This is a genomic window from Xanthomonas sp. NCPPB 3761, assembly GCF_041475705.2.
GTDB lineage: Bacteria > Pseudomonadota > Gammaproteobacteria > Xanthomonadales > Xanthomonadaceae > Xanthomonas > Xanthomonas phaseoli.
The window spans coordinates 1,145,413-1,172,388 of sequence record NZ_CM191262.1 but is presented as its reverse complement, the minus strand read 5'-3'; the positions used below and the strand labels follow the sequence as shown (position 1 = coordinate 1,172,388).

Genomic DNA, 26,976 nt, shown 5'->3' with positions numbered 1-26,976 from the left:
CCGCTATCATCAACCCCGGACTCTAAACCTGGCCGCTACTCAGGGCGGGGGGACGTCGCGACCTCAAAGCACAGCTGGCGCAGCAGCCGCGTCCAACTGGCACCCTGGCGCATGGCGACTTGGTGGTGGGATTCCGCGATGACCGCGTCAGCAACCTGATCGCCTTCGCCGATCCGAAGGCGCCCCTGCCCTTCCAGCTGCTCGGCCATCCGGCCGGCACCCATATCAACCGCATCCTCCAAACGATCGGCGGCAGCCCGCAGTGGAATGCCAGCCGCGACTACGTCCAGTTCCCCGCCATGCCGCTGGGCGTCGACGTGGACCCGGACACATTGGCCATCGTCGGGTTGAACATCGCAACCACCAAGCAGGAGTTGGACAATTTCGGATTGCCGGGCCTGAATCTTCTCAAGGACCCGACAAACGGCTTGATCAACGGTATTCGCTGACCATCGTCGCCATCTGCGCGCCATGCCGCATTACGTCATGACAGCCGGCTCGCCGATTCATCATCATGCCGCCGGTGCGATCTGCGCGCGCACCGACTCAGCCACCTAACGCAGCGTTATGATTGGCGCAGACGCCCTGTTTTCTCTGATCTCTCTCTGCATCGGCAACTGCATTCCCGCGCCAAGCCGGGACTTCGCCAACACGCAGACAAGAAAAGCCGGCTTTCGCCGACCTTCTAACGCAGCGTTATGAGTGGCGCAGACGCCCTGTTTTCTCTGATCGCTCTCTGCATCGGCAACTGCATTCCCGCGCCAAGCTGGGACTTCGCCAACACGCAGACAAAGAAAAAGGCCGGCTTTCGCCGACCTTTTCCTTCCAGCGACACGGTAGCGGAAGCTGCCGTGCTGCAGGCATTGCTTACTTGATGATCTTGGCAACCACGCCGGCGCCGACGGTACGGCCGCCTTCACGGATGGCGAAGCGCAGACCTTCGTCCATCGCGACCGGGTTGATCAGGGTCACGACCATCTTCACGTTGTCGCCCGGCATCACCATCTCCACGCCTTCCGGCAGCTGGCAGGCGCCAGTGATGTCGGTGGTGCGGAAGTAGAACTGCGGACGGTAGCCCTTGAAGAACGGGGTGTGACGGCCACCCTCGTCTTTGGACAGCACGTAGACTTCGGCTTCGAACTCGGTGTGCGGCTTGATCGAACCCGGCTTGCACAGCACCTGGCCGCGCTCGACGTCGTCACGCTTGGTGCCGCGCAGCAGCAGACCGGCGTTGTCGCCTGCCTGGCCCTGGTCCAGCAGTTTGCGGAACATTTCCACGCCGGTGACGGTGGTCTTCTGGGTGTCGCGGATACCGACGATTTCGATTTCGTCGCCGACCTTGATGATGCCGCGCTCGATACGACCGGTCACCACGGTGCCGCGGCCGGAGATCGAGAACACGTCTTCAACCGGCATCAGGAACGGACGGTCGACGTCGCGGGTCGGCTCCGGAATGAACGAATCCAGCGCCTCGACCAGCTTCAGGATCGCCGGCACGCCGATGTCGCTCTGGTCGCCGTCCAGCGCCAGACGCGCCGAACCGTGGATGATCGGAGTGTCATCGCCCGGGAAGTCGTACTTGCTCAGCAGCTCGCGCACTTCCATTTCGACCAGCTCGAGCAGCTCGGCGTCGTCGACCATGTCGGCCTTGTTCAGGAACACCACGATGTGCGGCACACCGACCTGACGCGAGAGCAGGATGTGCTCGCGGGTCTGCGGCATCGGGCCGTCAGCGGCCGAGCACACCAGGATCGCGCCGTCCATCTGCGCCGCACCGGTGATCATGTTCTTGACGTAGTCGGCGTGACCGGGGCAGTCAACGTGCGCGTAGTGGCGGGTCCGGGATTCGTATTCGACGTGCGCGGTCGAAATCGTGATGCCGCGCGCCTTCTCTTCCGGCGCTGCGTCGATCGCGTCGTACGCCTTGAACTCACCACCGAAACGCTCGGCACCGATCTTGGTCAGCGCAGCGGTCAACGTGGTCTTGCCATGGTCAACGTGACCGATGGTGCCGACGTTCACGTGCGGCTTGGTGCGCTCGAATTTAGCTTTTGCCATGACTAACTACCTCTAATTGAAAAATTTGTGAGAAGCGGCTGAGCGAACTCAGCCCTTCTTGGTGACGGCGTCGGCGATGTTGGCCGGTGCCTCTTCGTAGTGGTCGAATTCCATCGAGAACGTCGCACGGCCCTGGCTCATCGAGCGCAGCGAAGTGGCGTAACCGAACATTTCACCCAGCGGGATCATCGCGTTGATGATCTTGCCCGACGGGCTGTCGTCCTGACCCTGCAACACGCCACGACGGCGGCTCACGTCGCCCATCACGTCACCCAGGTAATCCTCCGGGCTGACGATTTCGACCTTCATGATCGGCTCCAGCAACACCGGGCTGGCTTTCGCGAAGCCCTGCTTGAACGCCATCGATGCAGCCAGCTTGAACGCCATTTCCGAGGAGTCGACGTCATGGTACGAGCCGAACACCAGCTTGACCTTCACCCCCACCACCGGGAAGCCGGCGATCGGACCACTGGTGATCGTCTCGCGCAGACCCTTCTCAACCGAGGGGATGAACTCCTTCGGAATGATGCCGCCGGTGATGTCGTTGACGAACAAGAAATCGTCTTTGACGTTGTCGCTCTTGCGCTCTTCCTCGGTCATCGGCGACAGCTCGATCACCACGTGACCGTACTGACCCTTACCACCGGACTGCTTGGCGTGCTTGTAATCAGACTTGACGTCGGACTTGCGGATCGTTTCGCGGTAGGCCACCTGCGGCTTGCCGACGTTGGCCTCGACATTGAACTCGCGACGCATGCGGTCGACGATGATGTCCAGGTGCAACTCGCCCATGCCCGAGATGATGGTCTGGCCGGATTCTTCGTCGGTCTTGACGCGGAACGAGGGATCTTCCTGCGCCAGACGGCCCAGGGCCATGCCCATCTTTTCCTGGTCCGACTTGGTCTTCGGCTCCACCGCCATCGAGATCACAGGTTCCGGGAACACCATGCGCTCCAGGGTGATGATCTTGTCCTGCGCACACAGCGTGTCACCGGTGGTGACGTCCTTCAGACCCACGGCAGCGGCGATGTCGCCCGCGCGCACTTCCTTGATCTCTTCGCGATTGTTGGAGTGCATCTGCAGGATGCGGCCCACGCGCTCTTTCTTCGACTTGACCGGGTTGTAGACCTGGTCGCCGGAGTTCAGCGTGCCCGAGTAGACACGGAAGAACGTCAGCGAGCCCACGAACGGGTCGGTCATGATCTTGAACGCCAGCGCCGAGAACGGCGCGGTATCGGTCGCAGCGCGCGTGTCTTCCTTCTCGTCTTCGTCGATACCCTGCACCGGCGGACGGTCCGCCGGCGACGGCAGCAAATGCACGACGCCGTCGAGCATGGCCTGCACGCCCTTGTTCTTGAACGCCGAGCCGCAGAACACCGGCACGATCTCCACCTTCAAGGTGCGCTCGCGCAGACCCGACAGGATCTCCTGCTCGCTCAGGTCGCCCTCATTGAGGTACTTGTCCATCAGGTCTTCGCTGGCTTCTGCAGCCGCCTCGACCATGAACGAACGTGCCTCGGTCGCGACATCGACCAGGTCGGCCGGAATGTCGCGGTATTCGAAGGTGGTGCCCTGCGATGCGGTATCCCAATGGATCGCCTTCATCTTCAGCAGGTCGACCACGCCCTCAAAGCCGTCTTCGGCGCCGATCGGCACCTGCATCGGCACGGCATAGGCACCCAAACGGGCCTTCAGCTGCTCAACGACCTTGTCGAAGTTGGCACCGGTACGGTCCATCTTGTTGACGAAGGCCATGCGCGGTACGGAATACTTGTTGGCCTGGCGCCACACGGTCTCGGACTGCGGCTGCACGCCACCCACGGCGCACAGCACGAACACCGCACCGTCGAGCACGCGCAAGGAGCGCTCCACTTCGATGGTGAAGTCGACGTGCCCGGGGGTGTCGATGATGTTGAAGCGGTGCTGCGGCATGGACTTGTCCATACCCGACCAGAACGCGGTGGTCGCAGCGGAGGTGATGGTGATACCACGCTCCTGCTCCTGCTCCATCCAGTCCATCACTGCAGCGCCGTCATGGACTTCGCCGATCTTGTGACTCACACCGGTGTAGAACAGGATGCGTTCGGACGTGGTGGTCTTGCCGGCATCGATGTGGGCCATGATGCCGAAGTTGCGGTAACGCTCGATAGGGGTGGTGCGGGCCACGGGGAGCCTCTCAATTTCTTGGATTTCGGATGGCCGAACGCCGCCTTTCGGCGGCCTTCGGATTGGATGCGACGCAAGATGCGTCGCAAACAGCACTCATATGGTGCTGAAGGGCCCCGTTACCAAGGCCCCCGAGGTCACCAGCGGTAATGTGCGAACGCCTTGTTCGCCTCCGCCATACGGTGGGTCTCTTCGCGCTTCTTGATCGCGCCGCCGCGGCTTTCCGAGGCGTCCAACAGTTCTGCAGCCAGCTTACGCGGCATGGTGTTCTCGCCACGCTTGCGCGCGGAATCGATCAACCAGCGCATCGCCAGCGCCATGCGACGGGAGGAACGCACTTCGACGGGCACCTGATAGGTAGCACCACCGACGCGACGCGATTTAACTTCGACAGCCGGGGCCACGTTGTCCAGTGCTTTCTGCACCAGTTCGATGGCATTCGGATTCTTTTCGCCAATGACGTCCATTGCGCCATAGACAATTTTCTCAGCAACCGACTTCTTGCCACTTTGCATCACCATGTTGATGAAGCGGGCAATGGTTTCGCTGCCATGCTTTGGATCTGGCAGGACGGTGCGCTGCGGAGTAGAACCTTTACGGGACATTTGAGTGTTTCCTTAGCTCTTCGGGCGCTTGGCGCCGTACTTGGAACGGCCTTGACGACGCTTGGCGACGCCGGCGGCGTCCAGCGAACCACGGACGGTGTGATAACGCACACCGGGAAGATCCTTGACGCGGCCACCGCGGATCAGGACCACGGAGTGCTCCTGCAGGTTGTGGCCTTCACCACCGATGTAGCTGATGACCTCTTCCTGATTCGTCAGACGCACCTTGGCGACTTTACGCAGGGCCGAGTTCGGCTTCTTCGGGGTAGTGGTATAGACGCGTGTGCAGACGCCACGGCGCTGCGGACACTTGTCCAGTGCCGGAGAGGCACTCTTGTAGGTGGTCGCTTGCCGAGGCTTGCGGACCAGCTGATTGATCGTCGTCATCAGTTGATTCTTCTGATTGATAGGCCGACACGGCCTGCACGAAAACAAAAGCAGGCCGAGACCGGCCCACCGAGACAGAGAAGTATAGCTGGCAGGAAGAAACTCCGTCAACTTCACGAAATCTGAACCTGCTGGCCCATCCAAGGCCGGAAAACGGAGGGCGTCCTGCCCTCCTTTTCGCTTGGCTTACGGCGATCTTGCGACCGCCGTCGGAGCGCTTACTCCTCGTCCGCGCCAGCGTCGGCCACTGCGGCGACCGGTTCGGCGACTGCCGGCTTGCCCGACAGCGTTTCCATTTCCGAGTCGGTCAGACCTGAGGCCTTGCGACGTCCGGCGTGGTACGCCAGACCCGTACCGGCCGGGATCAGGCGACCCACGATCACGTTTTCCTTCAGACCGCGCAGGTTGTCGCGGGTGCCGCGCACGGCTGCCTCGGTCAACACGCGGGTGGTCTCCTGGAACGATGCCGCCGAGATGAACGACTCGGTGGCCAGCGATGCCTTGGTGATACCCAGCAACACCGGATCGTACTTGGCCGGCAGTTCGTTGCGCTTGACCAGGCGGGCATTTTCCTCGATGACGCGCTGGCGCTCGACCTGCTCGCCGTTGAGGAACTTGCTGTTGCCCTGATCAACGATCTCGACCTTACGCAGCATCTGGCGAGTGATCACCTCGATGTGCTTGTCGTTGATCTTCACGCCCTGCAGGCGATACACGTCCTGGATTTCCTTGACCAGATAAGCGGCCAGCGGTTCGACACCCAGCAGGCGCAGGATGTCCTGCGGGCTCGGCTCGCCGTCCACCACGGTCTCGCCCTTGGTCACGTGTTCGCCTTCGAACACGATGATCTGGCGGTACTTGGGAATCAGCTCTTCGTGTTCCGAACCATCGGTATCCTTGATGATCAGGCGCTGCTTGCCCTTGGTGTCCTTACCGAAGCTGATGATGCCCGAGCGTTCTGCCAGGATCGCCGGGTCCTTCGGCTTGCGTGCTTCGAACAAGTCGGCAACGCGCGGCAGACCACCGGTGATGTCGCGGGTCTTGGACGCTTCCTGCGGGATCTTGGCAACCACGTCGCCCACGCCGACGGCAGCGCCGTCCTGCAGGTTGACGATGGAACGCGGCGGCAACAGGTACTGGGCCGGCAGATCCGTGTTCGGAATCGTCAGGTCGTTGCCCTTGGCATCGACGATGCGCACGATCGGACGCAGCTCCTTGGCCTGTGCGCCGCGACGCTTCGGGTCGGTGATTTCGCGCGACGCCAGACCGGTCAGCTCGTCGGTCTTCTCGATGACGGTGACGCCGTCGACGAAGTCGATGAAGCGGATGAAACCGGCCACTTCCGACACGATCGGGTGGTTATGCGGATCCCAGTTGGCAACGCTCTGCCCGGCCTTGACCGCATCGCCGTCTTTGGCGGTGATGGTCGCGCCGTACGGCAGCTTGTAACGCTCGCGCTCGCGGCCATGGCCATCGAGCACGGACAGTTCGCCAGAACGCGAGACCGCAACCAGCGAACCGCTGGCATGCGCCACCGACTTGAGGTTGTTGAACTTGACCGAACCGGTGGTCTTGACGGTGATGTTGTCCACCGCAGCCGCACGCGACGCCGCACCACCGATGTGGAACGTACGCATGGTCAGCTGGGTACCCGGCTCACCGATCGACTGCGCAGCGATGACGCCGACCGCTTCGCCGATGTTGACCTGGTGACCACGTGCGAGATCGCGGCCGTAGCAGCGTGCGCACACGCCGAACGAGGATTCGCAGCTGATGGTCGAACGCACCTTCACCGACTGCACGCTGGCGTCTTCGAGCTTGGCCACCCAGGCTTCGTCGAGCAGCGTGTTGCGGGTGACGATCGGCTCTTCGTCGTTGCCCGGCAGGTACACGTCCTCGGCCACCACGCGGCCCAGCACGCGCTCGCGCAACGGCTCGACCACGTCGCCGCCTTCCACGATCGGGGTCATGATCAACCCTTCAGTGGTGCCGCAATCGATTTCGGTGATCACCACGTCCTGCGCCACGTCGACCAGGCGGCGGGTCAGGTAACCGGAGTTCGCCGTCTTCAGCGCGGTATCGGCCAGACCCTTACGGGCACCGTGGGTGGAGTTGAAGTACTCCTGCACGTTCAAGCCTTCGCGGAAGTTCGCCTTGATGGGCGTCTCGATGATCGAGCCGTCCGGGCGCGCCATCAGGCCGCGCATACCGGCCAGCTGACGGATCTGCGCCTGGCTACCACGGGCACCGGAGTCGGCCATGATGTACAGCGAGTTCATCGACTTCTGGTCGATGGTCTCGCCCTTGGCGTTCTCGACCTTTTCGGTACCGATGGTGTCCATCATCGCCTTGGCGATGCGCTCGCTGGTCCGCGACCAGATGTCCACGACCTTGTTGTAGCGCTCGCCGGCGGTGACCAGACCCGACTGGTACTGCTCCTGGATTTCCAGCACTTCGGCTTCGGCCTCGGTGAGGATGCCCTTCTTCTCGTCGGGGATCAGCATGTCGTCGATACCGATCGACACGCCGGCGCGGGTCGCGTAGGCGTAGCCGGTGTACATCAGCTTGTCGGCGAACACGACGGTGTCCTTTAAGCCCAGCAGACGGTAGCTGGAGTTGATCAGGCGCGAGATGTTCTTCTTGGTCATCTCGGTGTTGGCCAGCTGGAACGGCAGGCCTTCAGGCAGGATTTCGCTCAGCAGCGCACGACCGACCGTGGTATCCACGATCGAGGTGCCGCTACTGCGCTTGCCGCCGGCTTCCACGTCCACCTGAGTGATGCGCACCTTGACCTTGGCGTGCAGTTCGACCACGCGGTTGTCGTAGGCGCGCTTCACTTCGCTGGTGTTGGCGAACACCATGCCTTCGCCCTTCTTGTTCTCCAGGGCACGGCTCATGTAGTACAGACCCAACACCACGTCCTGCGACGGCACGATGATCGGCTCACCGTTGGCCGGCGACAGGATGTTGTTGGTGGACATCATCAACGCACGCGCTTCCAGCTGGGCTTCCAGCGAGAGCGGAACGTGGACAGCCATCTGGTCGCCGTCGAAGTCGGCGTTGAAGGCCGTACAGACCAGCGGATGCAGCTGGATGGCCTTGCCTTCGATCAACACCGGCTCGAACGCCTGGATGCCCAGGCGGTGCAGGGTCGGCGCGCGGTTCAACAGCACCGGATGCTCGCGAATCACTTCTTCCAGGATGTCCCAGACTTCGGCTTCTTCGCGCTCGACCAGCTTCTTGGCGGCCTTGATCGTGGTGGCCAGGCCACGACGCTGCAGCTTGGCGAACACGAACGGCTTGAACAGCTCGAGCGCCATCTTCTTCGGCAGGCCGCACTGGTGCAGCTTGAGGTACGGACCGACGGTGATGACCGAACGGCCGGAATAGTCCACGCGCTTGCCGAGCAGGTTCTGACGGAACCGGCCCTGCTTGCCCTTGATCATGTCGGCCAGCGACTTCAGCGGACGCTTGTTAGTGCCGGTGATGGCACGACCGCGACGGCCGTTGTCCAGCAGCGCATCGACCGATTCCTGCAGCATGCGCTTTTCGTTGCGCACGATGATGTCCGGAGCATTGAGCTCCAGCAGGCGACGCAGACGGTTGTTACGGTTGATCACGCGGCGGTACAGATCGTTCAGATCCGAGGTCGCGAAGCGGCCGCCATCCAGCGGCACCAGCGGACGCAGATCCGGCGGCAGCACCGGCAGCACGGTCATGACCATCCACTCCGGACGGTTACCCGATTCCAGGAAGGCTTCGATCAGCTTGATGCGCTTGGTCAAACGCTTGAGCTTGGTTTCCGAACCGGTGCTGGCGATTTCCTCGCGCAGACGGGTCATTTCCGATTGCAGGTCGATCGTGCGCAGCAGCTCATACACGGCCTCGGCGCCCATGGCGGCGTCGAAGTCGTCGTTGTACTCCTGGCGCGCGGTCAGATACTGCTCTTCGGTCAGCAGCTGGCGGCGCTCGAGCGGGGTCAGGCCCGGCTCGGTGACGACATAGGCTTCGAAGTACAGCACGCGCTCGATGTCACGCAGAGTCATGTCCAGCATCAAGCCAATGCGCGACGGCAGCGACTTGAGGAACCAGATGTGCGCAACCGGCGAGGCCAGGTCGATATGACCCATGCGCTCGCGGCGCACCTTGGCCAGGGTGACTTCGGTACCGCACTTTTCGCAGACCACGCCACGGTGCTTCATGCGCTTGTACTTGCCGCACAGGCATTCGTAGTCCTTGATCGGTCCGAAGATGGCGGCGCAGAACAGGCCGTCCCGCTCGGGCTTGAAGGTACGGTAGTTGATGGTTTCGGGCTTCTTCACTTCGCCGTAGGACCACGAACGGATCAGGTCCGGCGACGCCAGCGCGATCTTGATCGCATCGAAATCCAGCGTCTGGCGCTGCTGATTGAAGAGGTTGAGCAGGTCTTTCATTTGATATCTCCGGGTCGGAGGAATTTCGTATCTGAGATGAAACGCGAACAGCTTCGAACGGGACTGCGATCAGGACACCGTACCCGGGAAGAGCGAACGCGCTGAGCGCTCGCCACTTCCGGGTCGCAGGCCCCTGACCGGGCCCGGCTCTTACTCTTCCAGTTCCATGTTGATCGCCAGCGAGCGGATTTCCTTCACCAACACGTTGAAGGATTCCGGCATGCCCGCGACCATCTCGTGCTCACCATCGACGATGTTCTTGTACATCTGGTTGCGGCCCTGCACGTCGTCGGACTTCACCGTCAGCATTTCCTGCAGGGTGTAGGCCGCGCCGTAGGCTTCCAGCGCCCAGACTTCCATTTCGCCGAAGCGCTGACCACCGAACTGCGCCTTGCCGCCCAGCGGCTGCTGGGTCACCAGCGAGTACGGGCCAGTCGAGCGCGCATGCATCTTGTCGTCGACCAAGTGGTTCAACTTCAGGTAATGCATGTAGCCGACCGTGGTCTTGCGATCGAACGCTTCGCCAGTACGACCGTCGTACAGCTGGGTCTGACCGCTCTGCGGCAGGTCGGCCAGCTCCAGCATGCGCTTGATTTCCGCTTCGCTGGCGCCGTCGAACACCGGGGTCGCCATCGGCACGCCGTCGATCAGGTTCTTGCCCAGGTTGAGCAATTCCTCATCGCTGAACTGCGACAGGTCCACGCGCTGGGCATTGATCGCGTTGTCGTGGTTGTAGATGTCGTTGAGGAACTTGCGCAGTTCGCTGACGGCGGCTTGGGCTTCCAGCATGCGCTGGATCTTGCGACCCAGACCCTTGGCGGCCCAACCCAGATGCACTTCCAGAATCTGGCCGATGTTCATACGCGACGGCACGCCGAGCGGGTTCAACACGATGTCGACCGACTCGCCGGTGGCCATGTACGGCATGTCTTCCACGGGCACCACGTTGGAGACCACACCCTTGTTGCCGTGGCGGCCTGCCATCTTGTCGCCCGGCTGGATGCGGCGCTTCACGGCCAGGAACACCTTGACCATCTTCAGCACGCCCGGTGCGAGGTCGTCGCCCTGGGTGATCTTGCCGCGTTTGTCGGCAAAACGTGCTTCGAATTCCTTCTCGTGCGCCTGGATCTGCTTCTGCGCACGCTCGATGGCGTCGGCAGCGTCTTCGTCCTTCATGCGCAGCTGGAACCAATCGGACTTCTTCAGCCCGTCCAGGTACGCGTCGGTGACGGTGTCGCCCTTCTTCAGGTTCGCGCCGCCGTTTGCGACCTTACCCACGATCTGCGAGCGCAGACGCGCGTAGATGGCCGCTTCCAGAATGCGGAACTGGTCGTCGAAGTCCTTCTTGACGCGCTTGATTTCAGACTCTTCGATCTGACGCGCACGCTTGTCCTTCTCGATGCCGTCGCGGGTGAAGACCTGCACGTCGATGACGGTGCCGTCCATGCCCGGAGGCACGCGCAGCGAGCTGTCCTTCACGTCGGACGCCTTCTCGCCGAAAATTGCACGCAGCAGTTTTTCTTCCGGGGTCAGCTGGCTTTCGCCCTTCGGCGTGACCTTGCCGACCATGATGTCGCCGGCGCGCACTTCTGCACCGATGTACACCACGCCGCTTTCATCCAGACGGTTCAAGGCCTGCTCGGACACGTTCGGGATGTCGGCGGAAATTTCCTCCGGCCCCAACTTGGTGTCGCGCGCAACGCAGGTCAGCTCTTCGATGTGGATCGTGGTGTAACGATCCTCTTCCACCACGCGCTCGGAGAGCAGGATGGAGTCTTCGAAGTTGTAGCCGTTCCACGGCATGAACGCGATCAGCATGTTCTGGCCCAGTGCCAGTTCACCGATGTCGGTGGACGGGCCGTCGGCCAGCACGTCGCCGCGCGCGATCACGTCGCCCACATTCACCAGCGGACGCTGGTTGATGCAGGTGTTCTGGTTGGAGCGGGTGTACTTGATCAGGTTGTAGATATCCACGCCGGCATCGGTGCCGCCGCCGATTTCTGCCTCATTGACCTTGACCACGATGCGGGCTGCGTCGATCTGCTCGATCACGCCACCACGCAGCGCATTGACGGTCACGCCCGAGTCGCGCGCAACCGCACGCTCGATGCCGGTACCGACCAGCGGCTTCTGCGAACGCAGCGTCGGCACGGCCTGGCGCTGCATGTTGGCGCCCATCAGTGCGCGGTTGGCGTCGTCGTGCTCGAGGAACGGCACCAGCGCCGCTGCGACCGACACGGTCTGCATCGGCGAGACGTCCATGAAGTGCACTTCGGACGGCGGCTTCAGCAGCGATTCGCCCTGGAACCGGCACGGCACGAACTGCTCGGTGAGCATGTTCTTGGCGTCGGTCAGCGCGTTCGCCTGGGCGATCACATACTCGTTTTCCTCGATCGCCGACAGATATTCGACGTCGTCGGAGACCTTGCCGTCCAGCACCTTACGGTACGGCGTCTCGAGGAAGCCGTACTGGTTGGTGCGGGCGAACACGGCCAGCGAGTTGATCAGGCCGATGTTCGGGCCTTCCGGTGTTTCGATGGTGCAGACGCGGCCGTAATGGGTCGGATGCACGTCGCGCACTTCGAAGCCGGCGCGCTCGCGGGTCAGACCGCCCGGACCCAGCGCGGAGACGCGACGCTTGTGCGTCACTTCCGACAGCGGGTTGTTCTGGTCCATGAACTGCGACAGCTGCGAGGAGCCGAAGAATTCCTTGATCGCGGCAGCCACCGGCTTGGCGTTGATCAGCTCCTGCGGGGTCAGGCCTTCGGACTCGGCCATCGACAGACGCTCCTTGACCGCGCGCTCGACGCGGACCAGGCCCACGCGGAACACGTTCTCGGCCATTTCGCCGACCGAACGCACGCGACGGTTGCCCAGGTGATCGATGTCATCGACCACGCCGCGACCGTTGCGGATTTCGGTGAGCACCTTGATCACTTCCAGGATGTCGGAGGTGTCGGCGTGCTCGGCAACCAGACGCTTGGATTCTTCGTCGTTACGCTCGGCAAAGTACTTCTTGTCGTACAGCACCGACTCGCCCAGCACGTCCTTGCGGCCGACGCGACGGTTGAACTTCATGCGGCCGACCGTGGACAGGTCGTAGCGCTCGAAGGTGAAGAACAGGTTGTGGAACAGATTCTGCGCCGCTTCCTTGGTCGGCGGCTCGCCCGGACGCATCATGCGGTAGATTTCGACCAGCGCTTCCAGCTGCGTCTTGGTCGGATCGATGCGCAAGGTGTTGGAGAGGTACGGACCACGATCCAGATCGTTCACCCACAGGGTGCCAACCGCATCGACGCCCGCCTTGCGGAAGGCAGCCAGCTGGTCTTCGTTGATCTCGTCGTTGGCATTGGCCAGCAGTTCGCCGGTGGAGCCATCGACCACGTCGTGCGACAGGATGCGGCCGACCAGGTAGTCGTCCGGCACGGCCAGTGCGGCAACGCCGGCGGCTTCCAGTTGCTTGACGTGACGCGCAGTGATGCGCTTGCCCGCCTCCACGATGACCTTGTCGCCGTCGGCCAGGTCGAAGTTCAGCGTTTCACCACGCAGACGCTCCGGCACCAGCTCCAGCTGCACGCCTTCGTCCGGGTTGATGTGGAAGGTGTTGATCTCGAAGAACTCGGCCAGCATCTCTTCGTTGCTGTAGCCAAGCGCGCGCAGCAGGATCGACACCGGCAGCTTGCGGCGACGGTCGATACGGGTGAACAGCGCATCCTTCGGGTCGAACTCGAAATCCAGCCAGGAACCGCGGTACGGAATGATGCGGGCGCTGTACAGCAGCTTGCCCGAGCTGTGGGTCTTGCCACGGTCGTGATCGAAGAACACGCCCGGCGAGCGGTGCAGCTGCGAGACGATCACGCGCTCGGTGCCGTTGACGATGAAGGTACCGTTGCCGGTCATCAGCGGAATTTCGCCGAGATAGACCTCCTGCTCCTTCACGTACTTGATCGCCTTGGTCGACGACTCGCGGTCGTAGATCACCAAGCGCACGGTCACGCGCAGCGGCGCGCCATAGCTCATGCCGCGCTGACGGCATTCACGCTCGTCAAACACCGGCTGACCCAACTTGTAACCGACGTACTCCAGCGCAGCGTTGCCGCTGTAGCTGGAAATCGGGAACACCGACTTCAATGCCGCGTGCAGACCGAGGTCCTTACGCTTGTTCGGCTCCACGTCTTCCTGCAGGAATTCGCGGTAGGAATCCACCTGGATGGCAAGCAGAAACGGCACTTCGAGGATCGAGCGCTGCTTACCGAAGTCCTTGCGGATACGCTTTTTTTCGGTGAACGAATAAGACGTCATGAGGTCTTCACCCTAGGCTGCGGGGGCCACATCGCGGCGGCCCTGAAATAACAAAATTGTCAGTTGGAAGTCGCTGGTATTGCCGGCACCAGCACGCCTTCTCCCGCTACTTCCAACTACCAACTCGGTGAGGCGAGGATTGGGGATGACGGGATTGGGGATTAGCGAAGGCCGCCTTCGAATCCCGAATGCCGAATCTCAAATCCCGGCTTTCCATCAACGGCCAAAGGCCGGGAGCTTTACGCTCCCAGCCTTCAGTGCATCACCATGAAACGCTGGCGATGCAAGGTACTGCTTACTTGATTTCGACAGTCGCGCCAGCTTCGGTCAGTTCCTTCTTGATCTTCTCGGCTTCGTCCTTCGAAGCGCCTTCCTTCAGGACGCCACCGGCTTCGGTCAGGTCCTTGGCTTCCTTCAGACCCAGGCCGGTCACGCCGCGGACAGCCTTAATCGCGGCAACCTTGTTGGTGCCGGCGCTGGTCAGCACCACGGTGAACTCGGTCTGCTCTTCAACCACGGCGGCCGGACCGGCTGCAGCAGCAGCGACCGGGGCAGCGGCGGAGACGCCGAACTTTTCTTCGATGGCCTTGACCAGCTCCATTACTTCCATCAGGGACTTCTCGGCGATGGCGTCGACGATCTGTTCGTTGGTAAGGGACATTGTGATTACCTTTAAATGATTTTCTGGATTGGGGTTCTAGCAAACGCTAGGACATCAAGCTTCGACAGTCTCGGCAGCCGGCGCGGCAGCTTCGTCGCCACCACCCTGCTTGTCGCCAACGGCCTTGACGGCACGGGCGAACATGGCAGCCGGTTCGGACAGCACGCGGGCCAGCATGGCCAGGGCCTGGTCACGGGTCGGCAGCGAGGCCAACACGTCGACGTGACCAGCCGGGAACAGTTCCCCGCCGATGGACACGACCTTGGCCTGCAGCTTGTCGTTGCTCTTGGCAAATTCCTTGATCAGGCGACCGGCTGCGCCGGGCTCCTCCATCGAAAACGCATACAGCAGAGGACCGACCAGCTTGTCAGCAGCGACAGCGAAATCAGTACCTTCAACGGCGCGCGCAGCCAGGGTGTTCTTGACAACTTTCAAGAACACGCCGGTTTCGCGAGCCTGCTTGCGCATCGCGGTCATCTGGGAGACCGTGGTGCCAGCGTATTCGGCGGCGATCAGGGAGTGGGCCTTGGCGGCGATGTCTGCCAGCTCGGCGACTACTTCTTGCTTCTGGGACAGATTGAGAGCCATTGCACTCCTCCGTTAAAGCCGGGATTGGTGATTGGTGATTGGTGATTCGTCGGAGGCCATGAAGCAGCCCCTGCAAATCCCCAATGCCGAATCGCTAATCCCGGCTTCAAACTACTCCGCTCGCGGCTCCTGCCGGTCGCGGTCCAGGGCAGCCTCCTTCCTGGAAGCCGGGAACATCGACCGATGTTCCTTTGGTGGCCGTTCTAGACCTGGAGTGGACTCGATCCGGGATGTCCCAGACGCGCGTAAACCAGAAAGCTCCAGAAGGGCGACACCATCTACGCCGGCCGGCTCGAAACGAACCAATTAAGCGATCCCGCTGCATCGACGGCGACTCCTTGCCAGTGCGAGCATCCCTGCCCGTCGTCGATCTGCGCTGACCGCGCCTGCGGTCTTTGACGGCTACCGCCGGACGTGCCGGCGATCGCCTTCAAAATGTCCGTTGCCCCAAAGGAGGGAACGGACTCCCAGCACACGGTGACCCGGGCCGGAAAAACAATGCTGTACTGCCAAATACGTCAGGCGCATGACGCCGGACGCATTCGCTTACTTCAGCGACAGGCTCGACTGGTCGACCGTCACGCCCGGACCCATGGTCGAGCTGACCGAGACCTTCTGCAGGTAGGTACCCTTCGAGGTCGCCGGCTTGGCCTTGACCAGATCCAGCAACAGCGCCTGCAGGTTCGACTTCAGCGCTTCGTCGTCGAAGCTGGCCTTGCCGATGGTGCAGTGGATGATGCCGGCCTTGTCGGTGCGGTAGCGCACCTGGCCCGACTTGGCATTCTTGACCGCTTCGCCCGGATTGGCCGACACGGTGCCGACCTTCGGGTTCGGCATCAAGCCGCGTGGACCCAGCAGGGTGCCCAGCTTACCGACGACGCGCATGGCGTCCGGGGTCGCGATGACCACGTCATAGTTCAGATCGCCGGCCTGCATCTTCTCGGCCAGATCGTCCATGCCCACCGCCTCGGCGCCAGCGGCAAGAGCTTCGTCAGCCTTGGCGCCTGCCGGTGCGAACACTGCGACGCGCACGCTCTTGCCGGTACCGGCCGGCAGCACGGTGGAACCGCGCACCTGCTGGTCGGACTTCTTGGCGTCCACGCCCAGGCGCACGGCAACGTCGATCGACTCGACGAACTTCGCCTTGGTGGCGGTCTTCAGGATCTTGATTGCGTCTTCGAAGGCATAGGTCTTGCCCGGAACGACAGCGGCCGTAATGGCCTTAACGCGTTTGCTCTGTGCCATCTCTTAGCCCTCCACCGTCAAACCCATGCTGCGGGCAGAACCCGCAATCGTGCGCACCGCCGCTTCCAGTTCGGCTGCCGTCAAATCGGCTTCCTTGACCTTGGCGATCTCTTCCAGCTGCTTGCGCGTCACCTTGCCCACCTTGTCGGTGTTAGGACGCTTCGAGCCGGAGCTCACGCCTGCGGCCTTCTTGAGCAGCACGCTGGCCGGGGTGCTCTTGGTGACGAACGTGAAGGTACGGTCGGAATACGCGGTGATGATCACCGGCGTCGGCAGACCCGGCTCCAGCTTCGACGTCGCAGCGTTGAATGCCTTGCAGAATTCCATGATGTTCAGACCGCGCTGACCCAGTGCAGGGCCAACCGGCGGCGCAGGGTTGGCCTGACCGGCCTTGACCTGCAACTTGATGAAAGCAGTAATCTTCTTAGCCATTTCAATACTCTCCGGGTGCTAGCGCCTGACCTGCAGGCTCCCCATCGGACCGGGATTCACGTGTCCCGGCTTCACGTTTGTTGACCACACGCAGACGGCCGCCATGCGGCAGCCATTGGTTCCAGGCGGTTCGCCAGGACAGCGAGCCGCGCACTATAGCAACATTTGGGGCGAGCGCCTAGCCGGCGCCCACAGGGTCAGCCCTTCTCGACCTGACCGAATTCAAGCTCGACCGGCGTGGAGCGGCCGAAGATGAGCACGGCAACACGCAGCCTGCTCTTTTCGTAATTGACTTCCTCGACGACGCCGTTGAAGTCGTTGAAGGGACCCTCGGTGACGCGCACCATCTGGCCCGGCTCGAACAATACCTTCGGACGCGGCTTCTCGACGCCATCTTGCACACGCTGCAGGATCGCATCCGCCTCTTCGTCGCGGATCGGCAGAGGACGGTCGGCGGTGCCGCCAATGAAACCCATCACCTTGGAAGTTTCCTTCACCAGGTGCCAGCTTTCGTTGTCGATGCGCGGAATACCGGCTTCTTCATGCGTTTCGATCTGCACCAGCACGTAGCCGGGGAAGAACTTGCGCTCGGACCGACGCTTCTGGCCGGCGCGCATTTCGATGACCTCTTCGGTCGGCACCAGCACGTCGCCGAAACGATCTTCCATCTCGGCACGCGCGATACGGTCGCGCAATGCCTGCGCAACGGATTTTTCGAAGCCTGAATAGGCGTGAACGACATACCAACGCTTCACTGCTTGATTCTCCTCAACGAGCCAGGAACCACTGCGTGAGCTTCTGGATGACAAAGTCGAAGCCGCCCAACAGCAAACTCAGAATGATTACAACAACAATGACGACCCAGGTGGTGCGGATAGCTTCCTGGCGCGTCGGCCAGACAACCTTACGCAACTCGAACCTGGACTCGGACAAGAATTCGCGGGTCTCCCGGCCCTTGCCGGTACCCAAAAACACAAATGCACCCGCCACCAACCCGACGATGACAGCCAACGCACGCAGTTGCGGCGTCCACGCGCCCAGCTGGGTCGCGCGTTCGGGAGCGGAAAACCAGAACCACACAAAAAGCCCCGCAACCACCAGGGCAGCGGAAACAACGTACTTAACGACATCAGCGCTAGAGGACGCGCTCTTGGAAGGCTCGATTTTGCTATTCATCCGGCTCTAGTTACCGATCTGACCCGAGTCGCTGGGCCGGAAAGAGGAGTGGCACGCCAGGAGGGACTCGAACCCCCAACCTGCGGTTTTGGAGACCGCTGCTCTGCCAATTGAGCTACTGGCGTATGTACTCGTTTACCGCAAACCCTAAGACAACGAAGGCGGACCGCGGTTCAGCCGGCCCGCCATTCGTTTGAATCCAGCCGCCAACAGGCGGCTGGATACAGGCGCTTACTTGATGATCTTGGCAACCACGCCGGCGCCGACGGTACGACCGCCTTCACGGATGGCAAAGCGCAGACCTTCGTCCATCGCGACCGGGTTGATCAGGGTCACGACCATCTTCACGTTGTCGCCCGGCATCACCATTTCCACACCTTCCGGCAACTGGCAAGCGCCAGTGATGTCGGTGGTGCGGAAGTAGAACTGCGGACGGTAGCCCTTGAAGAACGGGGTATGACGGCCACCCTCGTCCTTGGACAGCACGTAGACTTCGGCTTCGAACTCGGTGTGCGGCTTGATCGAACCCGGCTTGCACAGCACCTGGCCGCGCTCGACGTCGTCACGCTTGGTGCCGCGCAGCAGCAGACCGGCGTTGTCGCCTGCCTGACCCTGGTCCAGCAGCTTGCGGAACATTTCCACGCCGGTGACGGTGGTCTTCTGCGTATCGCGGATACCGACGATTTCGATTTCGTCACCCACCTTGATGATGCCGCGCTCGATACGACCGGTCACCACGGTGCCGCGGCCGGAGATCGAGAACACGTCTTCGACCGGCATCAGGAACGGACGGTCGACGTCGCGGGTTGGCTCGGGAATGAACGAATCCAGCGCTTCAACCAGCTTCAGGATCGCGGGCACACCGATGTCGCTCTGATCGCCGTCCAGCGCCAGACGCGCCGAACCATGGATGATCGGGGTGTCGTCGCCCGGGAAATCGTACTTGCTCAGCAGCTCGCGCACTTCCATTTCGACCAGCTCGAGCAGCTCGGCGTCGTCGACCATGTCGGCCTTGTTCAGGAACACGACGATGTGCGGCACACCGACCTGACGCGAGAGCAGGATGTGCTCACGGGTCTGCGGCATCGGGCCATCAGCGGCCGAGCACACCAGGATCGCGCCGTCCATCTGCGCCGCACCGGTGATCATGTTCTTGACATAGTCGGCGTGGCCGGGGCAGTCGACGTGCGCGTAGTGGCGGGTCGGGGATTCGTATTCGACGTGTGCGGTCGAAATCGTGATGCCGCGCGCCTTCTCTTCCGGCGCCGCGTCGATCGCGTCGTACGCCTTGAACTCACCACCGAAACGCTCGGCACCGATCTTGGTCAGCGCAGCGGTCAACGTGGTCTTGCCATGGTCAACGTGACCGATGGTGCCGACGTTCACGTGCGGCTTGGTGCGCTCGAATTTAGCTTTTGCCATGGGTGCGTGTCTCGGTAATCGTTTGGAGTTGAAGACGATTGAGTAATGGTGCTCACGAAAGGAATCGAACCTTCGACCTCCTCCTTACCAAGGAGGTGCTCTACCGACTGAGCTACGTGAGCGAGTTTTGCATTATGCCATGCATTTGCGTTCAATGGAGCGGGAGACGGGAATCGAACCCGCACCATCAGCTTGGAAGGCTGAGGTTCTACCGTTGAACTACTCCCGCACCGGGAACTGCATGCCACAACGTGAAACTGGTGGAGGGAGGTGGATTCGAACCACCGAAGGCGTAAGCCAGCAGATTTACAGTCTGCCCCCGTTGGCCGCTTGGGTATCCCTCCAGCTTTTACTACCGGACCTGTGCGCCGCGAGGCGAATTCGGTTCGGGGTGAAGCAGCCAGTTATTTTGTTGTGGGACGCATGCGGTGTCAACAAAAATTTTGAGCAATCCTTCACTCTCAACGACACGCGGCGTCGGGCGCCACGCACAGCCGATCACACGTTGAAGCGGAAGTGCAGCACATCGCCTTCCTGGACACGGTATTCCTTGCCTTCCAGGCGCAGGCGCCCGGCATCGCGGGCGCCGGTTTCGCCGCGGTACTTGATGAAGTCATCGAAACCAATCGTTTCGGCGCGGATGAAGCCCTTTTCGAAATCGGTATGGATCACGGCAGCAGCCTGCGGCGCGGTCGAACCGGCCTTGACCGTCCAGGCACGCACCTCCTTGACCCCTGCAGTGAAATACGTCTGCAGGCCCAGCAGCGTGTAGGCCGCACGGATGACGCGATTCAAGCCCGGCTCTTCCAGGCCGAGATCGGTCAGGAAGCTGTCGCGATCGGCATCGTCCAGCTGCGACAGCTCTTCTTCGATGGCCGCCGAGACCGGCACCACCTCGGCACCTTCGGCAGCCGCATGCGCGCGCACCGCATCCAGGTGCGGATTGTGCTCGAAGCCGTCTTCCAGCACGTTGGCGATGTACAGCACCGGCTTGAGCGTCAGCAGGAACAGATCACGCACCAGCGCCTTTTCTTCCTCGTCCAGACCGGCGGCACGACCTGCCTTGCCGTCCGCTAACGCGGCCTGCAGTTTGGCCAGCACCGGCTTGCGCGCCGCTGCATCCTTGTCGCCGCCCTTGGCGCTGCGTTCGGCACGGTTGAGGGCCTTTTCCACGCTGTCCAGATCGGCCAGCGCCAGTTCGGTATCGATGGTTTCGATATCGGCGATCGGGTCGACCTTGTTGTTGACGTGGATGACGTCGTCGTTCTCGAAGCAACGCACCACGTGGGTGATCGCATCGACTTCGCGGATGTGCGCCAGGAACTTGTTGCCCAGACCTTCGCCACTCGCCGCGCCGGCCACCAGGCCGGCGATATCGACGAACTCGACCGCGGTAGGAATCAGCTTTTGCGGCTTGACGATGTCAGCCAGCTGATTGAGACGCGGATCCGGCACCGGCACGATGCCGACGTTCGGCTCGATGGTGCAGAACGGGAAGTTGGCCGCAGCGATGCCGGCCTTGGTCAGCGCATTGAACAGGGTCGACTTGCCGACGTTGGGCAGGCCGACGATGCCGCATTTGATACCCATGGGTCACATCCGGGATTTGGGATTCGGGATTGGAGATTCGTCATGCCACATGGCCGCGAATCCCCAATCCCCAATCACGCATCCCTGCTGGTATGCAGGCGCTTCATCGCTTCATTGAAATTGCCTTCCATCGCCAGCGGCAGCACATCGATGGCGGCGTCCACCGCAGCGCCGATCGCCGCATCGTCCTCGCGCCCTGCCCGCCCCAGCACCCAGGGCACCACGCGGTCCTTATGACCGGGATGACCGATGCCAACGCGTAGACGGTGAAATTTGCCGTGCCCGAGCAGGCGGATGGTGTCGCGCAAGCCGTTTTGCCCGCCGTGACCGCCGTCGAACTTGAGCCGCGCGGTACCGGGCGCCAGATCCAGTTCGTCATGGGCGACCAGCAGGTGTTCGGGCTCGATCTTCCAGAATCGCAATGCGGCAGTGATCGACTTGCCACTGAGATTCATGAAGGTGGCCGGCTTGAGCAGCCAAACCGGCTGTCCCGCGATCTCGACCTTGGCGGTCTCGCCGAACAGCTTGCTGTCCAATGCCCAGCGGGCGCCACCGCGCTCGATGAGGGCATCGACGAAACGAAACCCGGCGTTGTGCCGGGTTTGCGCGTGTTCCGGACCCGGATTACCGAGCCCGACGATCAGGCGGAGTGCAGACATGCCAGTGACCGCAGCCGATCCCGCGCAATGCGAGGGATCGGCCGACGGATTACTTGGTCTCGGCGCCTTCGCTGCCTTCTTCGCCGGCAGCGTCGTCTTCCTCGATCCGCACGTGCTTGGCAGCAACCACGGCCACGTCGTGTTCCTTGCCCAGCTTCAGCTCCGGAATTTCGACACCGGCCGGCAGCTTGATTTCGGACAGGTGGATCACGTTACCCACTTCCAGTGCACCGAGGTCCACTTCGATGAACTCCGGCAGATCCTTCGGCAGGCAAACCACCTGGACTTCGTTGAGTTCGTGGGTGACGACCACTTCGCTCGACTTGCCGGCCGGCGAGGATGCTTCGTTGATGAAGTGCAGCGGCACGGCAGCACTGAGCTTCTCGTTGGCGCTGACGCGCTGGAAGTCGATGTGCATGATCAGCTGCTTGAACGGATGGCGCTGCATGTCGCGCAGCAGCACCTGCTGCACGTCGCCATTGAGGTTCAGGTCCAAGATGGACGAGTAGAACCACTCGTTCTGCTGGGCGAGCCAGATCTGCTCGTGGTTGAGCTGGATGCTGACCGGCTCGAGTTCGCCACCGTACACGATGGCCGGAATGACGCCAGCATGACGCAGGCGGCGGCTCGCACCCTTCCCCTCGTCAGCGCGGCGCTCGACCTTGATTTCATGAGTCTTTGCCATTGGATTTCACTACCTGGTTGGAACACCGCCTCGCGGCGATGAAGCGTCTCACCCGCGACCAGGTGAGACGTGTGGCGGCACCCGGGAATCGGGCACCGAATGGGGCATCAGTCGACGTAAAGCGAGCTGACCGATTCGCCGAAGGCGATACGGCGGATGGTCTCGGCCAGCAGTTCGGCCACGCTCAGCTGACGAATCTTGGCGCAGGTGCGCGCCGCTTCGCTCAGCGGAATCGTGTCGGTGACCACCAGCTCGTCGAGCTGCGAATTGTTGATGTTGTCCACCGCCGGGCCGGAAAGCACCGGGTGGGTGATGTAGGCCACGACCTTGAGCGCGCCGCGCTGCTTCAGCGCTGCGGCAGCGGCGCACAAGGTACCAGCGGTGTCGACCAGGTCGTCGACCAGCACACAGGTCTTGCCCTGCACGTCGCCGATGATGTTCATCACGGTGGCCACATTGGCGCGCGGACGGCGCTTGTCGATGATGGCCAGATCCGCATCGTCCAGACGCTTGGCGACGGCGCGTGCGCGCACCACGCCGCCCACGTCGGGCGACACCACGATCAGGTTGTCGGTGCCGTAGGCGCGCCAGATGTCGGCCAGCAGCAGCGGCGAGGCGTAGACGTTGTCGACCGGCACATCGAAGAAACCCTGGATCTGGTCGGCATGCAGGTCGACCGTCAGCACGCGGTCCGCCTCCATGGCGCAGATCATCTTGGCAGCCACCTTGGCGGTGATCGGCACGCGCGAGGAGCGCATGCGACGGTCCTGGCGCGAATAACCGAAATACGGGATCACCGCGGTAACGGACTGGGCGCTGGCGCGCTTGAGCGCGTCGATCAGCACCAGCAGTTCCATCAGGTTTTCGGCGCTGGGCGCGCAGGTCGGCTGGATGACGAACACTTCCTGCCGACGCACGCTTTCTTCGATCTCTACCTGCACTTCGCCGTCGGAAAAACGCGTGACCAACGCCTTGCCCATGCGAACGCCCAGTTCCTTGCAGATGCTCTGGGCAAGCGGCTTGTTGGCATTGCCGGAGAACACCAGCAGATTACGTTGGTCTTGCATGAGATCTCTCGGGCGGCGGCGAAGAGCGTGCGGATCGATGGTGGAGCAGGACAAAGCCGAACCAATGCCGGGCTTTCGTTCGAGTCCCGCGCAAGGATGCGCGAGATGTTGCAGAAGGATCTGCAGTGAAACCTGATGCAGGCGGACCTGCCTTTCTCGACAAACTGGCAGGGGCGGTAGGATTCGAACCTACGAATGCCAGGATCAAAACCTGGTGCCTTGGGCCTCTTGGCGACGCCCCTGCATCAAACCTGTGTCGCGTCCAGCGCGTCGAGCAATGGCGAGTGCGCTGCACCCTCCACCACCCACGCCCGCCGGCTGCCCGGCAACTGCGCCAGCGCCTGCTCTGCAGCAGCGCGCGTGGCGAACTCGACGAAACAACCACTTCCCGACCCGGTCAAACGCGGTGTACCGACCCTGGAAAGCGCCTGGAACACCGCCTCGACGGCGGGTTCGCGGCGCCGCAGGACCGGCTCGAACGCATTGTCGAGCAGGGAACCGGAAGCGAAGTCCGATATTTTCGCGGGCGCAGCATCCCGCGTCAATTCCTGTGATCGAAATAACGCCGGGGTCGGCACATGAACGCCAGGGTCGACCAGCAGATACGCCGCTTCCGGCAGGGAAATCGGGGTCAGCTGTTCGCCCACGCCTTCGGCCCAGGCATTGCGGCCGCGCACGAAGACCGGCACGTCTGCGCCCAGCTGCAAGCCCAGCGCGGCCAGCGCATCGGCCGCCAGACCCAGGCCCCACAAGGCGTTGAGCGCGACCAGCACGGTCGCCGCGTCCGAGGAGCCGCCGCCAAAACCGCCGCCGGCCGGGATGCGCTTGTCGACCCGAATCTCCACGCCCGCCTGGGCGTTGGTTGCCGATTGCAGCAGGCGCGCGGCGCGGACCACCAGGTCATCGTCTTCGGCAACGCCGGGCAAACTCTCGCCCAGGCGGCGGATCTGACCGTCGCGGCGCACACGAAGATGAACGGTGTCCCCCCACTCCAGCAGCCGGAACACGGTCTGCAGCAGGTGGTAGCCGTCGGCACGGCGCCCGGTGATCTGCAGGAACAGATTCAGCTTGGCCGGCGCGGGCCACGCCGACCAATCGCTTCCCGGCACGTCCATCAGGGCGATACGGTCCATTGGTCGACCAACAGGCGCACCTTTGCTTGGCCTTTGCGGGCTTCGATCCGCTGCGGCAGCTCGGGCTGGCCAACGCCGGCCGGCGCCCAGGCCAGGAAATCGATGGTCCAGCCGTCCTGCTGCACGGTGCGCGGGCGCCCGGCCGCATCCACATCGACGCGCGCGGCACCCGCATCGGCGATGCGCAGCGCGCGCACCCAGTCCGGCATCTGGTTGACCGGGATGGTCCAGCCGGTTGCTTCCAGCAGCACCTGCTCGGCATCGGGGCCACTGCGCGGACCGCCGTCCAGCCCTTCCAACCGGCCGGCGCCGCTGGTGGTGTCGCCGGTGAGCACCCAGCTTTGCCGGGTGACCGGCGCACTGAGTTGCACGCGGTAGCGTGGGCCGTCCTGCTGCCAATCGATGCGGCCGCTGCCGCCGTCGCGGTCCTTGCTGATCGCCACCCGGCCCTGGAAGGACCAGTTGGGATGCGCCTGCAACCAGGCCTGGCGAGCGGCTTCAGCCTGGCGCGCATCGTCAGAGACATGATCGACCACGGCCGCCGCACTGCCCTGCCCGCGCGGCACGCTCACGCAGGCCGACAGGCCGACCAGCACCAGCCCGCCCAGGGCCAGCGTTCGCACCTTGCTCATAGCCCGAACTTTTCCACGACGCGCTGCAGCGCACGGTTGTCCGGGTCGAGACGGCGCGCTTCATCGAAGTAGCGACGCGCTTCGTCCTGCTTGCCGCTGACCCACAGCACTTCGCCCACGTGGGCCGCGATTTCCGGGTCCTTGACCAGCGCCCAGGCCCGACGCAGCTGCACCAGCGCTTCCTTGGTGCGGCCCATCCGGTACAACACCCAGCCATAACTGTCGACAATGGCCGGGTTGTCCGGGTCGGCGGTGCGGGCACGGTCGATCAGCGCCAACGCTTCCTTGTAGCGGGTGGTGCGGTCGGCCAGGGTGTAGCCCAACGCGTTCAGGGCCGCGACGTTTTCCGGCTCGGTCACCAGGATCTTGCGCAGATCGGCCTCGGCACGCGGGACATCGTCGCGCCGCTCCCAGGCCAGCCCGCGGGCGTACAGCAACGCGCTGTCGTCCGGGTAGGCGGCAAGGCCACGTTCGAAGGCGTCCAGTTCGCCCAGTGCATCGTCGGCCCGCTGATGCAGTTCGGCTTCGAGCACGTAGGCGTCGCGGCGCGCGTCATCGTCGGCACTGGCGTCGCCCTGCAGGGCGCGGGCTTCGGCAAGCGCTTCGGGCTTGCGGCCCAGTTCGTACAAGGCACTGGCGGCGCGCAGGCGCGCCTCGCTGAGCTGGGGACCACCCGGCACGCCGCGATACCACTCCACCGCCTCGTCGTAGCGCTTGAGGAATTCGGCGATCTTGCCCAGCAGCAGACGGCGGTCCGGATCGGGCTTGGTGGCGTTGCTCTTGAGCTCGGCGTACAGCGCCTCCAGCGAGCTGCGGTCTTTCTCCTTGGCCAGCATCGAGGCCCGCAAGCCATAGGTCTGGGTGTCCTGCGGCCCGGTCGAAAGCACGCGTGCCGCAGCTTCGGTCTGGCCCATGGCGTCGTAGGCGAACGCCAGTGCGCCGCGTAGCTCGGAGTCCTTGACCGCCTGCGGTTCGATATTCTTCAGCAGCGCCAGCGCTTCGTCGTTCTTGCCTTCCTGCTGCAACTGGGTGGCGTGCAGCAAGGCCACGCGCGGCTCTTCGGGGAAGCGGCGCACCACCTCGTCGACGATGCGCTTGGCCAGCGCGGGGCGCTCCATGCGCAGCGCGAGCCGGCCGAATTCCTGCCAGGCTTCGATCTGATTCGGGATGGCGCCGGCCTTGACCAGGTCTTCGAGCACGTCGGCCGAGGCTTCCGGCTCGCGGCCGCCGTTGGCCAGGGCGATCAGCGCAAAGCGCCAGCCACGCGGGTCGGGCTCCTTGAGCAGGCCGAGCAGGTCGCGGCGCGCGGTGCGCAGGTCGTTGCGGCGCAGGGCCAGCGAGGCCTCGGTGCTGCGCATGGACATCGACGACGGCGCGCGGGCGCGCCACAACGCCAGCGCTTCGATCGCGCGCGGGTCGTCGTTGGCCAGCATGGAGATGCGGGCGGCGCGCTCGGCCAGCCCGGCATCGCCGGCTTCGGCCTTGGCGGCGTCCAGGTAGGCGCGCGCGGCATCGTCCAGTTGCCCGCCCTGCAAGGCGAATTCGCCGGCCAGCACCGGCTCCAGCGACGAAGTACCGGCACTGCTTGGGAGCGGAGCGGGCGGTGCTTTCTTGGGTGCTGCGGTGGCACTGGCGGAGACTGCGACCAGCAGAAGAACACACAGGATGCGAATCGGTACAGGCATCGGGGGCAACCGGGCCGTAAAATGGGGCCCTGAATGGCCGCCAGCTTATC

The 26,976-nt window shown here is 63.0% G+C and carries 21 protein-coding genes, 5 tRNA genes and 1 pseudogene; 2 read left to right on the top strand and 25 right to left on the bottom strand.

What is annotated here, in order from left to right:
- Nucleotides 1-56 precede the first annotated feature (56 nt).
- Nucleotides 57-449: pseudogene (locus ACCQ00_RS05070) on the top strand (secreted signal peptide protein); the annotation flags it as partial.
- Between the two features lie 249 nt (nucleotides 450-698).
- On the top strand, nucleotides 699-875 hold the full coding sequence (locus ACCQ00_RS05065) for a hypothetical protein (protein ID WP_157926043.1): 177 nt from the start codon (nucleotides 699-701) through the stop codon (nucleotides 873-875).
- Here ACCQ00_RS05065 and tuf (ACCQ00_RS05060) read toward each other — a convergent pair.
- The 25 genes from tuf (ACCQ00_RS05060) to ACCQ00_RS04940 form a co-directional block, all read right to left on the bottom strand.
- Nucleotides 868-2,058: an elongation factor Tu gene (tuf, locus tag ACCQ00_RS05060; protein ID WP_046736013.1), complete on the bottom strand. Its 1,191-nt coding sequence runs from the start codon at nucleotides 2,056-2,058 to the stop codon at nucleotides 868-870. The genes ACCQ00_RS05065 and tuf (ACCQ00_RS05060) overlap by 8 nt on opposite strands.
- 48 nt (nucleotides 2,059-2,106) lie before the next feature.
- Complete coding sequence (gene fusA / locus ACCQ00_RS05055) at nucleotides 2,107-4,224, bottom strand: elongation factor G (protein WP_005917595.1); 2,118 nt, start codon at nucleotides 4,222-4,224, stop codon at nucleotides 2,107-2,109.
- A 137-nt stretch (nucleotides 4,225-4,361) separates the two neighbouring features.
- Nucleotides 4,362-4,829 (bottom strand): 30S ribosomal protein S7, encoded by a 468-nt coding sequence (rpsG, locus tag ACCQ00_RS05050; RefSeq protein ID WP_005917592.1) that lies wholly within the window; start codon nucleotides 4,827-4,829, stop codon nucleotides 4,362-4,364.
- A gap of 12 nt (nucleotides 4,830-4,841) precedes the next feature.
- A complete protein-coding gene (gene rpsL, locus ACCQ00_RS05045) occupies nucleotides 4,842-5,216 on the bottom strand; it encodes a 30S ribosomal protein S12 (RefSeq protein ID WP_002811712.1) in 375 nt (124 codons plus the stop codon).
- A gap of 218 nt (nucleotides 5,217-5,434) precedes the next feature.
- Entirely contained in the window at nucleotides 5,435-9,649 is a 4,215-nt protein-coding gene (gene rpoC / locus ACCQ00_RS05040) for a DNA-directed RNA polymerase subunit beta' (RefSeq protein WP_003486736.1), read from the bottom strand.
- Nucleotides 9,650-9,799: 150 nt separating this feature from the next.
- Nucleotides 9,800-13,951, bottom strand: a complete 4,152-nt coding sequence (rpoB, locus tag ACCQ00_RS05035; protein WP_003486738.1) for a DNA-directed RNA polymerase subunit beta — start codon at nucleotides 13,949-13,951, stop codon at nucleotides 9,800-9,802.
- 295 nt (nucleotides 13,952-14,246) lie between these two features.
- Complete coding sequence (rplL, locus tag ACCQ00_RS05030; protein WP_017156208.1) at nucleotides 14,247-14,612, bottom strand: 50S ribosomal protein L7/L12; 366 nt, start codon at nucleotides 14,610-14,612, stop codon at nucleotides 14,247-14,249.
- 54 nt (nucleotides 14,613-14,666) lie between these two features.
- Nucleotides 14,667-15,200, bottom strand: coding sequence for a 50S ribosomal protein L10 (rplJ, locus tag ACCQ00_RS05025; protein ID WP_039573602.1), 534 nt, complete (start codon nucleotides 15,198-15,200; stop codon nucleotides 14,667-14,669).
- 546 nt (nucleotides 15,201-15,746) lie between these two features.
- Entirely contained in the window at nucleotides 15,747-16,445 is a 699-nt protein-coding gene (gene rplA / locus ACCQ00_RS05020) for a 50S ribosomal protein L1 (protein ID WP_003486747.1), read from the bottom strand.
- A gap of 3 nt (nucleotides 16,446-16,448) precedes the next feature.
- A complete protein-coding gene (rplK, locus tag ACCQ00_RS05015) occupies nucleotides 16,449-16,877 on the bottom strand; it encodes a 50S ribosomal protein L11 (RefSeq protein ID WP_003486749.1) in 429 nt (142 codons plus the stop codon).
- A gap of 197 nt (nucleotides 16,878-17,074) precedes the next feature.
- A complete protein-coding gene (gene nusG / locus ACCQ00_RS05010; protein WP_005917584.1) occupies nucleotides 17,075-17,632 on the bottom strand; it encodes a transcription termination/antitermination protein NusG in 558 nt (185 codons plus the stop codon).
- A gap of 13 nt (nucleotides 17,633-17,645) precedes the next feature.
- On the bottom strand, nucleotides 17,646-18,053 hold the full coding sequence (secE, locus tag ACCQ00_RS05005) for a preprotein translocase subunit SecE (RefSeq protein WP_005917581.1): 408 nt from the start codon (nucleotides 18,051-18,053) through the stop codon (nucleotides 17,646-17,648).
- A gap of 49 nt (nucleotides 18,054-18,102) precedes the next feature.
- Nucleotides 18,103-18,178: transfer RNA gene (locus tag ACCQ00_RS05000), tRNA-Trp, on the bottom strand.
- Nucleotides 18,179-18,284: 106 nt separating this feature from the next.
- The gene (gene tuf, locus ACCQ00_RS04995; protein WP_003486726.1) at nucleotides 18,285-19,475 is read right to left on the bottom strand and encodes an elongation factor Tu; all 1,191 of its coding nucleotides are present in this window, start codon (nucleotides 19,473-19,475) and stop codon (nucleotides 18,285-18,287) included.
- A 46-nt stretch (nucleotides 19,476-19,521) separates the two neighbouring features.
- Nucleotides 19,522-19,597: transfer RNA gene (locus ACCQ00_RS04990), tRNA-Thr, on the bottom strand.
- Nucleotides 19,598-19,630: 33 nt separating this feature from the next.
- Nucleotides 19,631-19,704 (bottom strand) — tRNA-Gly (locus ACCQ00_RS04985).
- Between the two features lie 29 nt (nucleotides 19,705-19,733).
- Nucleotides 19,734-19,819: transfer RNA gene (locus ACCQ00_RS04980), tRNA-Tyr, on the bottom strand.
- Nucleotides 19,820-19,973: 154 nt separating this feature from the next.
- Nucleotides 19,974-21,065, bottom strand: coding sequence for a redox-regulated ATPase YchF (gene ychF, locus ACCQ00_RS04975; protein ID WP_039567795.1), 1,092 nt, complete (start codon nucleotides 21,063-21,065; stop codon nucleotides 19,974-19,976).
- 74 nt (nucleotides 21,066-21,139) lie between these two features.
- Nucleotides 21,140-21,724, bottom strand: a complete 585-nt coding sequence (gene pth, locus ACCQ00_RS04970) for an aminoacyl-tRNA hydrolase (protein ID WP_007968854.1) — start codon at nucleotides 21,722-21,724, stop codon at nucleotides 21,140-21,142.
- Between the two features lie 49 nt (nucleotides 21,725-21,773).
- Nucleotides 21,774-22,409, bottom strand: a complete 636-nt coding sequence (locus ACCQ00_RS04965) for a 50S ribosomal protein L25/general stress protein Ctc (protein WP_003486759.1) — start codon at nucleotides 22,407-22,409, stop codon at nucleotides 21,774-21,776.
- Between the two features lie 107 nt (nucleotides 22,410-22,516).
- Nucleotides 22,517-23,476 carry a ribose-phosphate diphosphokinase gene (locus tag ACCQ00_RS04960; RefSeq protein WP_003486761.1) on the bottom strand — a complete coding sequence of 320 codons (960 nt, stop codon included), beginning with the start codon at nucleotides 23,474-23,476 and terminating at the stop codon, nucleotides 22,517-22,519.
- A 165-nt stretch (nucleotides 23,477-23,641) separates the two neighbouring features.
- A tRNA-Gln gene (locus tag ACCQ00_RS04955) sits at nucleotides 23,642-23,718 on the bottom strand.
- A gap of 3 nt (nucleotides 23,719-23,721) precedes the next feature.
- A complete protein-coding gene (ispE, locus tag ACCQ00_RS04950; protein WP_039567789.1) occupies nucleotides 23,722-24,609 on the bottom strand; it encodes a 4-(cytidine 5'-diphospho)-2-C-methyl-D-erythritol kinase in 888 nt (295 codons plus the stop codon).
- A complete protein-coding gene (gene lolB, locus ACCQ00_RS04945) occupies nucleotides 24,591-25,241 on the bottom strand; it encodes a lipoprotein insertase outer membrane protein LolB (protein WP_039567786.1) in 651 nt (216 codons plus the stop codon). The genes ispE and lolB overlap by 19 nt, the downstream gene beginning before the upstream one ends.
- Complete coding sequence (locus ACCQ00_RS04940) at nucleotides 25,238-26,926, bottom strand: tetratricopeptide repeat protein (RefSeq protein WP_039567783.1); 1,689 nt, start codon at nucleotides 26,924-26,926, stop codon at nucleotides 25,238-25,240. Before ACCQ00_RS04940 ends, lolB begins: the two co-directional genes overlap by 4 nt.
- Nucleotides 26,927-26,976: the final 50 nt, after the last annotated feature.